Below are 13,219 nucleotides of genomic sequence, written 5' to 3'. Positions count from 1 at the left end.
GAAAAGGTGGAAATTTTGGCCAAATCACGCAAGCCCAATGAGACAGCCGATAAAGCTGACGCAAAGATTGAGGTCCCCCAGGACGCGAAGAATATTTCGACTTCCACGAAGCCTTCCGAGATACCGGAAAGTGACATCGAAGCGGAAGACGCACCGATTTCTGCCAAGAGCCCATCCGAGGATGGTAAGGAGAGCGAGGCGGTCAAAGACCTCGAAACCGATGAAAAAGCTGCCGAAAGAGCAGAGCCAGAACAAGGTGGTGCCTCAGGGGATGCCGTTGATGCGTCCGGTAAAGACGCCGATGAGACGACAGATCCCTTGGCGGCAAAAGACGAGCCCGAAACCGGGGAGAAGCCGGGCCTGGACCCGGATCGGGCCCGCGACGACAGTGACGAGCGCGCACAGACAGAAGACACGCCGACATCTGACGACAAGGACGCGGCCCCGTGGGGGAAGCGCAAGGACCCCCGGGAAGGGTCTGTTTTCCCGCCGGAACCAGCCGCCGCAGCGGCACCGCCGCCTGAACCTCAAATCGTAAGGGGGAGCATCTGGCCCGCGGTCTTTGGCGGGGTGATTGCCGCGATGATCGGCTTTATCGCAGGTCGGGCAGATGTGTTTGACACCTATCTGCCCGCTTCAATGCAGCGCCCGACGGTCGATCTCACGGCGATCGAAGAGGCGGCGGCGCGTCTTGCAGCGCAATCCGATGCGCAGGCGGAACGGCTGACCGCACTGGAAGCCGTCAGCCCGTCAGATGTGACGGCGGACGTTAGCACTCTTACCGCGTCGATTGGCGATCTGGAAAGCAGCGTTGCGGCGCTGGTCGACCGCGTCGCCGAGATAGAGGCCCGACCCGAGGCCCCTGCTTCTGTTGTTGAAAACAGCGGTGCGTCGTCTGAAGCGGTTGAAGCGCTGCAAGCTGAAATCGACGCCCAAAATGCACAGATCGCGGCCCTTGCCGAGCGGGTGGAAGCCGCCGAGGCCGAGGCGGCGGGAGAAGCGGCGCGGCTTCTGGCGCGGGCGGCGCTGACGCGGGTGGTCACCGCCGTGGACAGTGGAGAGAGCTTTGGCCCGGCCCTGGGTGATCTTGAGCAGTCAGCACCCGTTGAGGTGCCCGTGGCGCTGCGCGAGGCCGCTGAAACCGGTGTGCCCACCATGGCGTCCCTGCAGGACAGCTTTCCGGATGCCGCCCGCGCCGGTCTCGCCGCTGCCCGCGCCGAGGTGCCCGAGGCCGAGGTCGATGGCATTACCGGATTTCTCAGACGACAGCTCAACGCGCGGTCGGTAACGCCGCGCGAGGGGACGGATGCGGACGCAATCCTGTCACGCGCGCAGGCGGCTGTCAGAGCGGCTGATCTGGAGACGGCCCTGACAGAGATGGAAGCACTGCCGGAGGCAGCGCAGTCCGCGATGAGCGATTGGCTGCAGGCAGCCTCAGCCCGCAAGGCCGCACAGGATGCGGCGCAAGATCTGGCTGACCGCCTGAACAGCAACTAAGGAAGACATCTATGCTTTGGTCCCTGATAAAGATCGTTCTCTTCGTTGTCGCTGTCGCTGCAGCGGCCCTGGGCGCGGGCTATCTGCTGGAAAGCGAAGGCGGCGTTCAGGTCACCGTGATGGGCAGTGAATACACCTTTGGAGCCCTGCAATCGGTCATTGCGATCATTGTCCTGGTGCTGGTGGTGTGGCTCTTGCTCAAGCTGTTGTCTTTGCTGGCCGCGGTCTGGCGTTTTCTCAACGGGGATGAAACGGCGATCTCGCGCTATTTCGACCGGAGCCGGGAACGCAAGGGCTTCAATGCCCTGTCTGAAGGTCTCATGGCTCTGGCCAGCGGTGAAGGCCGTGTGGCCATGACCAAGGCGGCGAAGGCGGAGAAATACCTCAGGAAACCGGAGTTGACCAACCTGCTGGTGGCGCAGGCCGCAGAAATGGCCGGGGACCGGCGCAAGGCCGAGGAGACCTATAAAAAGCTGGTCACGCAGGATGCGACGCGTTTTGTCGGGGTGCGCGGTATCCTGAAGCAAAAGCTGGCGGACGGCGATACTGAAACAGCCCTCAAGCTGGCGGAGAAGGCTTTTGATATCAAGCCAAAGCATGAGGAAACGCAGGATGTTCTGTTGCGCCTGCAGGCCAAGGTCGAAGACTGGTCCGGCGCACGCAAGACGCTGAGTGCCAAACTGAAGTACAGCAGCCTGCCGCGCGATGTGCACAAACGCCGGGACGCGGTGCTGGCGCTGTCGGAGGCCAGGGATATCCTGGCCGACGAAAGCTCCATAGAGGTGCAGGAAAAGGCGATTGAGGCGAACAAGCTCTCACCGGATCTGATCCCTGCCGCGGTGATGGCGGCCACGAGCTACATCCGGCAGGACCGTAAACGGCTTGCGGTGCGGCTGTTGAAAAAGGCCTGGGAGGTGCAGCCGCATCCCGATCTGGCTGCTGCTTTTGCATCGATCGAGCCCGACGAAACCCCCTCTGAACGGATCAAGCGTTTTGCGGTGCTGACCCGCGCCAAGCCGGAGGATCCCGAAACCAGGATGTTGCTGGCGGAGCTGCACATTGCCAACGAGGATTTCCCCGAAGCGCGGCGCGCGCTGGGTGATCTGCCCGAGGCGGATCCGACAGCACGGTCCGTCACCTTGATGGCCGCGATTGAGCGCGGTGAGGGCGCCTCTGATGCGGTGGTGCGCGGCTGGCTTGCCAAGGCCCTTACCGTCTCGCGCGGGCCGCAGTGGATCTGTGACAACTGTCAGCATATCCATGCGGAATGGGCGCCGTTCTGCGAAAACTGCGAGAGCTTTGACACCCTGGCCTGGAAGACCCCCCCGATGACCGAGATGGCGATGCCGGGCGGGGTGCAGATGCTGCCGCTCATTGTGGGGGCGCTGGAAGACAAAGCCGACGATCCCACCCAAGAAGACCTGGCAGATGAACCAGAGATTGAAGATGCGGAACTGTTGCCTGATGACGACGAAGCTGCGGATGCCGCGCGGACGGTCAACGGCGGCAGCGATACCTCTCCGGAGACGACAAAGGCCGGTTAGGGCACCGTTCTTGACCTTTATGTCCGACAACCCCTTATATGATATACCATCATTCAAGGGAACCGGATGATGTCGCAGACCATAACACTCTCTATTGACAAGATGCACTGCGGCTCCTGCGTGGGCCGCGTGGATCGTGCCTTGGCAGGGGTGCCAGGGGTGGAGGCTGTGTCGGTCAACCTTGCGACGGAAACGGCAGTGGTCAAGGGGCAGGGTGGCGGACTTGTGGCTTCGCTCATCTCGGCTGCGGAAACGGCTGGTTTTCCCGCGCGCGTCGCCCGTTCCGCAGATTACGACAAGCAGGACAAGCGCGATCAGGAAGCGGTAACGATCCGGTTCAGAACGCTGATTGCCGCTGTTTTGACGGCACCGGTCTTTGTGCTTGAGATGGGAAGCCATGTGTTTCCGGCGTCTCACCACTTTATCCACCAGAGCATTGGTCTGGGCACCAGCTGGTGGATTCAGGCGGTGCTGACCACGCTGGTCCTCGCCGGTCCGGGCCGCAGCTTTTACAGCGCGGGTTTTCCGGCCCTGGCGCGTGGGACACCGGATATGAACAGCCTTGTCGCGGTGGGGACGATGGCGGCATATCTCTACTCCATGACGGTGCTCCTGTTCCCTGCGGTCCTGCCGGAGCAGTCGCGGGCCGTTTATTTCGAGGCGGCGGCGGTGATCGTGGTCCTGATCCTGCTGGGCCGCTGGCTTGAGGCGCGGGCCAAGGGGAAAACGGGAGCTGCGATAAACGCGCTGATGCGTCTGCAACCCAGGACGGCGCAGGTCCTGCGGGACGGCCGGCCGCAAGCGGTCGCGGTCGAAGCGCTCGTGCCGGGCGACGTGGTGCTGCTGCGCCCCGGCGAGCGGGTTCCGGTGGATGGGACCGTTCTCGAAGGTCAGAGCCATCTCGACGAAAGCATGGTCACCGGTGAGCCGATGCCGGTCGAAAAGGCGGTTGGCGATCCTGTGACCGGCGGCACGGTCAATGGCACCGGCAGTCTGCAGATCACCGCCACCCATGTCGGGCGCGATACGGTTCTGGCCGGGATTGTCCGCATGGTGCAGGAGGCGCAGGGGGCCAAGCTGCCCATTCAGGCTCTGGTGGACCGGATCACGCTGTGGTTCGTGCCTGCTGTCCTGGCCCTCGCGGTGATCACCGTCGTGGTGTGGCTGCTCTTTGGTCCGGCCCCGGCGCTGTCCTATGCGCTGGTCGCGGGCGTGTCCGTCCTTATCATTGCCTGCCCCTGCGCCATGGGTCTTGCCACACCGACCTCGATCATGGTCGCAACGGGGCGCGCGGCGGAACTGGGCGTTCTGTTTCGCAAGGGCGATGCGCTGCAATCCTTGGCCGAGGCGGATGTGGTTGCGTTTGACAAGACCGGCACCCTCACCGAAGGCAAGCCGGTCCTGCGTGACATCCTGCCCGCCGAAGGGGTCGCCCGTGCCGACGTGCTGCGGTTGACGGCGGCCGTCGAGGCCCGCGCCGAGCATCCCGTGGCCAAGGCGCTCGTGGCCGCTGCGCATCAAGAGGGGCTGGCCCTGCCGGAGGCGCAAACCGTCACAGCCAAAAGTGGTCTGGGGATTGTGGGTGAGGTCGAGGGGCGGCAGATCCTCATCGGATCTGACCGGTTCCTGACGGCGCAGGGGGTGGATGTCTCATCCTTCGACGAGCGCATGCGAAAGGCGGCGCGGCGCGGCGAGACCGTGTTCTTTGCCGCCGTGGATCGTCGTGCCGCCGCCATGCTGACGGTGGCAGATCAGCTCAAACCCCATGCCGCCGACCTGATCGGCGACCTGCGTGCCCGCCAGATCGAAACCGCGCTTATCACCGGCGACAAGTCCAACACCGCAGAGGCCATCGCGGCAGCTACGGGGATCAAAACCGTGGTCGCGGACGTTTTGCCGGGCGGTAAGGTGGAGGCGATCACCGCGCTGCAATCGGGTGGTCGCCGGGTTGCCTTTGTCGGCGACGGGATCAATGACGGCCCCGCGCTGGCGGCGGCAGATGTGGGGATCGCGATTGGGACCGGGACGGATGTCGCCATTCAATCGGCGGATGTGGTCTTGATGTCCGGTGATCTACGGGGCGTCGGGACCGCGCATGATGTCTCCACCCGGACCATGCGCAACATCAGGCAAAACCTGTTCTGGGCCTTTGGATATAACACGGCGCTGATCCCGGTGGCCGCGGGCGTGCTTTTTGTACCGTTCGGGATGCTGCTGTCGCCGATGCTGGCCGCCGGAGCCATGGCGCTGTCGAGTGTTTTTGTGCTCTCAAATGCCCTGCGTCTGAGAAAGCTGTCTGCCGCTTCCTCTGGCTGACTCTGTGCCTAACAGGGGCTAAACGGCCTCTGCCAACCCGATTAAGGTGTCGTGCACCCGGTCTGATCCGATCACGGCCTGACGCACCAACCTGTCGAACTGGCGGGCAAATCCACGCACCTGGTCGGGACCGCTGACCACGAGATATGCATCCCCGATGTAAAGCGCGACGCGCTGATTGCCAAAGACCGTAAAGGGCGCGGAAAAGACCCGCGTCCCGTCATAGAGATGCAACCTGAGGGCGGGGTAGTTTTCGCCGCAGATGCGCGCCATGTGGAAGAGCTGCCGGCGACAGCTGTCGCGAGAGGCCTCTCGCCATAATCCGCTGCGGGCCGAAAGGTCTTGCAGGGTTTGCAGCGGCATGGCGACCTCGACATCCATGTCGTTCAGCGAGATACGCTCCAGCACATTTTCAACGCCACCCCCGCGGGCGTCCTCATGCGCATCCCGCTGCTTTGTTTCCGGCGCAAGACTGACGATATCCGGTAGGGTCGACGGGACTGTCCTGAGCTTGAACCCGGCGGCCTCATGGCGCCATTGGTCCAGTGGCGTAGAGCCGTCGGCCTGCACCTCCTTTTCGATCTGAACGCTTTGGGTGACTTCCTGCCGTCCCTCGGGGGCGTTTTCCAGACAAAGCAGCCAGTCAACTGAAACGCCGCTGACAGCAGCGATCCGCCGCAGGGTTTCCGCGCGCGGCATGCGGTCGGTGTCCGGGCTCAGGAACTGGCTGAGGGCCGAGCGATCAATGCCCGTGGCCCGCATAAAATGTCCGCGCCCGTCGGGATGCGAAGAGACGACCCGCCGCAATCGATCCTTGAACAAACGGGAGAGATGTCTTTTGTCCATGTCGCTAAAACACATCATCTGAAGCGAAACCACAACATCTAATCAATACTGCTGCATATGTTTTGCTAAACTACCAGATTCACGCGCTTGTTCCGTAGGGCTCATTTTCGAAAGATGGCGGGGCGGATCTTGAAACTCACCAAGACCGCGTCGGAGCTGATTTAGACCATGACCCATACCACGACCTCCTCTGCCATCGAATGGCCGACCCTGTTGATCTGTGCGCTATGCTACGGCGGGTTCATCCTGTCGACGGCGTTTGCTGATGATCTGGGGCTGTTGCTGTCCGCGGTGATCCTGACAGTGACGCTGACCCTCTATTCCTCGTTCAGCCACGAGGTGCTGCATGGCCATCCGTTCAGGAACGAGGCGGCCAACACCGCGCTGGTCTTCCCTGCCCTTGGTCTTCTGGTACCCTATCACCGGTTCCGCGATACGCATCTGGCGCACCATCATGATCCGTCATTGACCGATCCCTATGATGACCCGGAGAGCAACTACATCGACCCTGCGGTATGGGTGCGCTGGTCCCGCCTGCGGCAAGGTATCTACAATTGGAACAACACCTTACTGGGCCGTATGATGATCGGTCCGGTGATCGGTCTGGGCACGTTTTATTGCGCCGATGCGCGGGCCTTGCGGACCGGCGATCGCAGGATTGTCGCGGCGTACCTGTTTCATCTGGCGGGTCTTGTCCCGGTGATCTTGTGGCTTGTCTGGATCAGCGACATACCGTTCTGGCTCTATGCGGTGGCGGTCTATGGCAGTCATTCGATCCTCAAGATCAGGACCTTTCTGGAGCACCGCGCCCATGACAAAGCCCGCTGCCGGACAGTCATCATCGAAGATCGCGGCCTGTTGTCCTATCTTTTCCTCAAGAACAATCTGCACGCGGTTCACCACGCCAGCCCCAACCTGCCGTGGTACGCGCTGCCGGATGCCTATGCCGCCAGACGCGACGCGATCCTCGTACGAAATGGCGGATATGCCTTTCGGTCCTACCTTGAAATTGCCCGGTTATTTCTCTTCACGGCGAAGGATCCGGTGCCTCATCTCCTTCGGCAGACCCCCAAGGTTGGGGGGCGTTTCAGAGCCTGAATCCCACAAAGATTGGCACCCGCGTCTGTCTTTGCTTGCAAGTCGGATGCGTGATCCGCTTTGATAGGCAGCATCAAGCTGGGAGGCCGAGATGAAGGATACTGCAGACACGCCGGTTTTGTTGGAGGTGGACGCGGGGGTGGCGGTTGTCACGCTCAACCGGCCGCAAACGCTGAACGCCTTGTCCGAGGATATGCTGGACGCGTTGCAACACACCTGGGAGACGATCGGGCAGGACCGCAGGATCAAGGCGGTTATTCTGCGCGGTGCCGGTGCGCATTTCTGTGCCGGTCACAACCTCAAGGAAATGACCGCGCGGCGCGCGGATGCGGATGGCGGGGCCGGGTATTTCAACACGCTCTTTGCACGCTGTTCCAGGATGATGATGTCGGTTGTGCATTTGCCCCAGCCTGTGATTGCCGAAGTGCAGGGAATTGCCACCGCTGCCGGCTGCCAATTGGTGGCGACATGTGACCTGGCCGTCGCCGCCGAGGACGCCCGGTTCGCAACGTCAGGTGTGAACATCGGGCTTTTCTGTTCCACCCCGATGGTGGCGCTGTCGCGCAATGTCGCCCACAAACAGGCGATGGAGATGTTGCTCTTGGGAGACTTCATTCCCGCCAAAAAGGCGGTCGACATCGGGTTGATAAACCGGGCCGTTCCCGCGGATACCCTGGCACAGACCACGCAGGCCATGGCGCGCCGCATCGTGGACAAATCCCCGGTGGCCATCAGGATCGGCAAGGAAGCCTTTTACCGGCAAGCGGAAATGGGGCTGGAAGAGGCCTATGCCTACGCCGGGGCGGCCATGGCGGAAAATATGATGGCGCGCGATGCCACAGAGGGCATCAACGCCTTCATTGATAAAAAACGTATGCCGGATTGGACCGGAGATTAGACCCTAACTTGGGAATTTCAAGCTGTTTGCGGCCTGCATCAGCCGACCTTATAGCCCCAGAAATCGGTCCGGTCCGCCATGAAGTACCCGGGCTGGTTTCGCAGGATACCCTGCAATTCCACCGTATCGCCGGCCGCCAGCACAACCATCGTCTGGATCGAAGCTGTCGTGCGCTCCGACACATGCGCGCCGGTGCTTTCGACCTGTGACCCCACAACCGGGTCACTGCCGTTGACCACAAGCCGCGCGCCGATGCGGGAAGCCGTGCTGGCGTCCGCCTTGAAGGTCAGCACGGCACCCATCATGTAGGTGCCCGAAACCTCTGCCGTGAATTCGTTTGATCCGGCATCAAAAGCGACCTGTTCGTTATAGGCCATGTCGTTGATAGCGATCCGGGTCCAGACGTCCGCCGCACAGTAATTGTCAAAGTTGGTCTGGCCCTTGAACCGGGGCAGACGAGGCTGATCGACAATGCCCGACCCGCTGTTGACGATCAAACCATCATGGAAGGTCGTGCCATCATCCGACGTGGCCAGCCGCAGGTTATCTGTCCCAAACAGGCCAAAGAGCGCCCGCGTCTGAAAATCCTGCTGAAAGATCAGCCCGGCATCGTTGCCGGTGGCTTCCTTGTTCAGCGTGCTCATCATATCGCCGGTCCCGCCATCGGCCTGATAGAGCGCTGTCCAGAGGGCGGCATTCACCTTGGCCGAAAACGGTGCATCCGGCAAAGAGGTCATGCCGAGGCCGAATGTCTCGATCTCTTCAAGTTCCGAGCTGTCCAGATCAAGCCACTCTGACCCGTCATAGGCAACAAGCGCTTCGCGGCTGACAACAAACGCCCGCCAGCCCGCACGGGGGACGAAAAAGCGCCAGGTACCCTCCTCGAAAAGGGCGATTTCACCGTCGTGCCCGGTCCAGTCGTCGCTGCCGTTCTCCTCCACGATATAGCGTGCACCCTCTGCTGGCGACGCGGGGGGGACTGTTTGGTCGTCGGTCGCAACACTCAATTGCGTCACGACGTCCAGAATGCGCAGGGCTTCGTTATGCGTGACGTGTTTCTGCGCCTGGCTCGGCTGGATGAAAGGTAAAGACAGACTGCTGGAGGTATCGGCCATGTGAATTCCCACGAGAAATGTTTGATCGAGGGCATTTTTCGGCAAAAGCCTTGCAACCGGCTTAGGGCAGCGCCCCGGCAGTTATCCTTTCGTTAAGACACAAAAACCGCCTGCGCGCGCCTCTGGGCATAATCTTGCGCAGGACTGACGGATGCGGGTGATGGGTGACATGCATTTGAGAGCGCGGTCTTGATCTTGTTCAAGGCCGTAAATAGCTCGTTAACAGTATGCGGACGTGATGACTATGTATCGCGGCACTGCAAGGCTTTGTGTTTTGGGCAGGTGACGGGTCATTCAGCCCCATGAAACGGAGCGATCTTGATGGCCAATGTGACCCTATTCCTGCGGGGCGACCAACTCGGACGCTATACCAGTTTCTCCGGGCAGGGAAATGGACCCGATCGCGTTGTGACGGTCAATGGCGTCGAGGCTCTAGGCCAGCCGAACGAGCAGTTTACCGTCCTGCTGGAACAGGTGAACAACAACGCCACGGAATTTCGGAATGGCCAGTTCATCAGCATTTCCGATTCGAATGGCAATGTCGTGGTCCCGAGAACAGGTGTCCAACCTGATATCGAACAGGGCCTCGGAGGCGGTGACGAGCATCTGATCCTGCCCGGTCGGCGGTTTCTGATTGACTTGGGGGGCGTTCCAGCGGGCCCTCAGACTGTCACCTATACGCAGGCGGACGAAGTTGGAGATGCAACCGGGGACGATGACGGCAACCTGGATTTCAATAACTTTCCCTGTTTTGCGCCAGGCACGTTGATCGACACGCCCATAGGTCCAAAGGATGTGGCTCAGCTGGCCATCGGTGACCCGATTGCGGCCCAGGACCATGGCAGCGTGCCGGTCCGCTGGATCGGGCAGCGGACAATTGATCTTGATGGTGCGCCTGGGACCGCAAGACCCGTTCTGCTGAAGGCGGGGTGTTTTGGGCAGGGTGCGCCGTCCCGCGACACCATCGTTTCGCCGGATCATCGCATCCTGATCCGCCACAGCGCTGTTGAATTCCTGTTTGGGCTCAGAGAAGCGCTGGCCCCGGCAAAGGCGCTCTCGGGTCTTGCACGGATCAGGCAAATGGCGGGGCGTAAGAGGATCCAGTACTTTACGCTTCTGACAGATCGCCATGAGGTGATCTTTGCCAACGGTTTACGGGTCGAAACGCTCTATCCCGGCCCCGAAGCGCTGAAACGTCTCGGTGCCATCGGGCGTTCGGCCGTGACGTCGCTTTTGCCGGATCTGCTGAGCCATGACGTGTCGGTGGTTTATCCGCCTGCCCGCCCGATGCTGAGCGTGACGCAAGCCAGGGCGCTTGCGGCCGCAATGCGGCTCAAGGCATCTGTCGGCAGCCCGCTTGCGCCAAAAAGACCGGTGCCCTCGGCCCTGCGGGTTGTCAGGCACTGACCCACGCCTAGCATCTCTGTTGTGAGCGGATCATTGATGCTCCGCGGATCGCCTGCAGTTCAGAAATCAAGGTTTTCCACGCTCAGCGCGTTTTGCTGAATGAATTCGCGGCGGGGCTCAACCACGTCGCCCATCAGCTTGGTAAAGAGATCGTCAGCCTCCGCCATGTCATCCACCTTGACCTGCAGCAGCGTGCGCGCGTCCGGGTCCAGTGTCGTCTCCCAGAGCTGGTCGGGGTTCATTTCGCCCAGACCTTTGTAGCGCTGCAGCGAGAGGCCCTTTTCGCCCTCCTGCAAAATCGCGTCCAGGAGGTCCATCGGCCCGTGGATGATCTGCGTGCGATCCTTGCGCACCAGCGTCGCAGGCAGATTGTAGACCTCTTGCAGGTGCTGGGTAAAACTACCGCTTCGGTTCGCTTCGCCGCCGCGCAGAATGCGCCCATCCAGCGTGCGCACCTCTTCGACACCGCGCAGCATGCGGGCCAGCCGGATACCGTGATCCTGCGTGATCCGACCCTGCCAGCCGCGCTCATACTCCAGCGCAATCAGGTTGAGCCGGGTTGCCACCTTGTCTGCCACACCCTGCAGATCCGCATCCACAGCGCCGGGCGCAAAGGCTCCGGCGATGGCGGCTTGCTCAAGGATATGGCGGGGGTAGTGCGTCGGGAAGGCGTCCAGCACCCGGCGCATCTGCCGGGCCAGATCAACCACGCGGGCCAGATCGGCCCCGGTGATCTCTTCGCCGTTGCCCTGCCGCAGCATCGCCCCGTCGATCCCCTGCTGGATGAGATATTCCTGCATCGCGGTTTCATCCTTGAGGTAGACCTCGGATTTGCCGCGCGAGACTTTGTAAAGCGGCGGCTGCGCGATGTAGAGATGCCCGTTCTCGATCAACTGCGGCATCTGCCGGTAGAAGAACGTCAAGAGTAGCGTCCGGATATGTGCGCCGTCCACATCCGCATCCGTCATGATGACAATCTTGTGGTAGCGCAGCTTGCTGATGTCGAATTCATCGCGCCCGATGCCGGTGCCCAGCGCCATCACCAGATTGCCGATCTCCTGGCTGCCGAGCATGCGGTCGAAACGGGCCCGCTCGACGTTGAGAATCTTGCCTTTCAACGGCAGAATGGCCTGGGTTTGCCGGTCGCGACCTGTCTGCGCAGAGCCGCCCGCTGAGTCCCCCTCGACCAGAAAGACTTCGGTCTTGGAAGGGTCTTTTTCAGAGCAATCCTTGAGCTTGCCCGCGAGAAAGTTCACATCCATTGCCGTCTTGCGTCGCGTCAGATCGCGGGCCTTGCGCGCGGCTTCGCGGGCATGTGCGGCCTCGATGATCTTGCTCACCACGATCTTGGCCTCGTTGGGGTTCTCCTCGAACCACTCGGCCAGTTTCTCGTTCATCAACCCTTCCACTGCCGGGCGCACTTCAGACGACACCAGCTTGTCCTTGGTCTGAGAGCTGAACTTCGGGTCCGGCACCTTCACCGACAGCACGCAGGTCAGCCCCTCGCGCGCATCATCACCGGTAAAGCTGACCTTTTCCTTGCGCGCGATGCCGGAGGACTGCGCGTAGTTGTTGATGGTGCGCGTCAGCGCGCCGCGAAAGCCCGCCATATGCGTGCCGCCATCGCGCTGCGGGATGTTGTTGGTAAAGGGCAGGACGTTTTCGTGGTAGCTGTCGTTCCACCACATGGCGACTTCGACGCCGATATCGTCCTTTTCGCCGGTGATGAAGATCGGCTCCGGCATGACGGAGGTCTTCGACCGGTCGAGGTATTTGACGAACTCTTTCACACCGCCTTCGTAATAAAGCTCGGACCGCAGAGGCTCGGCGGGGCGTTCATCCACGAGAATGATCCGCACACCGGAGTTCAGGAAGGCAAGCTCCCGCAGGCGCTTTTCCAGCGTGTCGAAGGAATATTCGAGGTTGGAGAACGTGTCGGTCGAGGCCATGAAACGTACCTCTGTGCCGGTCTGGTCCGTTTCCCCCACCACTTCGAGGTGCTTGGTGGTAAAGCCCCCTTCAAAACGGGCGATGTGTTCCTTGCCCTCGCGCCAGATGCGCAGCTCCAGCCAGTCGCTGAGCGCGTTGACCACCGACACCCCGACCCCGTGCAGACCGCCCGAGACCTTGTAGGAATTGCTGTCGAACTTACCCCCCGCGTGCAACTGGGTCATGATGACCTCAGCAGCAGAAACACCTTCCTCTTCGTGAATGCCCACCGGAATACCGCGCCCGTTGTCAGAGACAGAGACGGAACTGTCCGCGTGAATTGTGACCGTGACCGCGTCGGCATGACCGGCCAGCGCTTCGTCAATTCCGTTGTCGACGACCTCATACACCATGTGGTGCAGGCCAGAGCCATCATCGGTGTCACCGATATACATCCCGGGGCGTTTGCGAACGGCCTCTAACCCCTTGAGAACCTTGATGGAATCGGCACCATATTCTTCGGGGGCCTGCGCGTTGTCGGACATGTCGTCATACCTTCGTATTTTCTT

The 13,219-nt window shown here is 61.3% G+C and carries 9 protein-coding genes; 6 read left to right on the top strand and 3 right to left on the bottom strand.

The annotated features are described in order from the left end of the window. The first annotated feature begins 6 nt into the window (after positions 1–6). The 3 genes from H7847_RS08960 (at position 7) to H7847_RS08950 (ending at position 5,357) form a co-directional block, all read left to right on the top strand. Positions 7–1,497 carry a hypothetical protein gene (locus H7847_RS08960; RefSeq protein ID WP_227269137.1) on the top strand — a complete coding sequence of 497 codons (1,491 nt, stop codon included), beginning with the start codon at positions 7–9 and terminating at the stop codon, positions 1,495–1,497. A gap of 11 nt (positions 1,498–1,508) precedes the next feature. Next, positions 1,509–3,041: a heme biosynthesis protein HemY gene (locus H7847_RS08955; protein WP_227269136.1), complete on the top strand. Its 1,533-nt coding sequence runs from the start codon at positions 1,509–1,511 to the stop codon at positions 3,039–3,041. 69 nt (positions 3,042–3,110) lie between these two features. Further along, positions 3,111–5,357 (top strand): heavy metal translocating P-type ATPase, encoded by a 2,247-nt coding sequence (locus tag H7847_RS08950; protein WP_319799759.1) that lies wholly within the window; start codon positions 3,111–3,113, stop codon positions 5,355–5,357. Between the two features lie 18 nt (positions 5,358–5,375). Here the strand turns inward: H7847_RS08950 and H7847_RS08945 are convergent, their stop codons facing one another. Beyond that, a complete protein-coding gene (locus H7847_RS08945; RefSeq protein ID WP_227269134.1) occupies positions 5,376–6,203 on the bottom strand; it encodes a helix-turn-helix domain-containing protein in 828 nt (275 codons plus the stop codon). A gap of 168 nt (positions 6,204–6,371) precedes the next feature. Between H7847_RS08945 and H7847_RS08940 the strand changes: the two genes are divergently transcribed. Both H7847_RS08940 and H7847_RS08935 read left to right on the top strand, forming a co-directional pair. After that, positions 6,372–7,301 (top strand): fatty acid desaturase, encoded by a 930-nt coding sequence (locus H7847_RS08940; protein WP_227269133.1) that lies wholly within the window; start codon positions 6,372–6,374, stop codon positions 7,299–7,301. A gap of 91 nt (positions 7,302–7,392) precedes the next feature. Beyond that, positions 7,393–8,199 (top strand): enoyl-CoA hydratase, encoded by an 807-nt coding sequence (locus H7847_RS08935; protein ID WP_227269132.1) that lies wholly within the window; start codon positions 7,393–7,395, stop codon positions 8,197–8,199. A 38-nt stretch (positions 8,200–8,237) separates the two neighbouring features. On the opposite strand, the gene H7847_RS08930 is transcribed toward H7847_RS08935, so the two are convergent. After that, positions 8,238–9,314, bottom strand: a complete 1,077-nt coding sequence (locus H7847_RS08930) for a DUF2793 domain-containing protein (RefSeq protein ID WP_227269131.1) — start codon at positions 9,312–9,314, stop codon at positions 8,238–8,240. A gap of 321 nt (positions 9,315–9,635) precedes the next feature. Here H7847_RS08930 and H7847_RS08925 point away from each other — a divergent pair, with 321 nt between their 5' ends. Continuing rightward, positions 9,636–10,721: a Hint domain-containing protein gene (locus H7847_RS08925; protein ID WP_227269130.1), complete on the top strand. Its 1,086-nt coding sequence runs from the start codon at positions 9,636–9,638 to the stop codon at positions 10,719–10,721. 59 nt (positions 10,722–10,780) lie between these two features. On the opposite strand, the gene gyrB is transcribed toward H7847_RS08925, so the two are convergent. Beyond that, positions 10,781–13,195, bottom strand: coding sequence for a DNA topoisomerase (ATP-hydrolyzing) subunit B (gene gyrB / locus H7847_RS08920; protein ID WP_227269129.1), 2,415 nt, complete (start codon positions 13,193–13,195; stop codon positions 10,781–10,783). Positions 13,196–13,219 lie beyond the last annotated feature (24 nt).

This window comes from Roseobacter weihaiensis (assembly GCF_020622345.1).
In the GTDB taxonomy this organism is placed as follows: Bacteria; Pseudomonadota; Alphaproteobacteria; order Rhodobacterales; family Rhodobacteraceae; genus Roseobacter; species Roseobacter weihaiensis.
The sequence above is the reverse complement of the archived record's forward strand: the minus strand, read 5'-3'. Positions and strand labels throughout refer to the sequence as shown.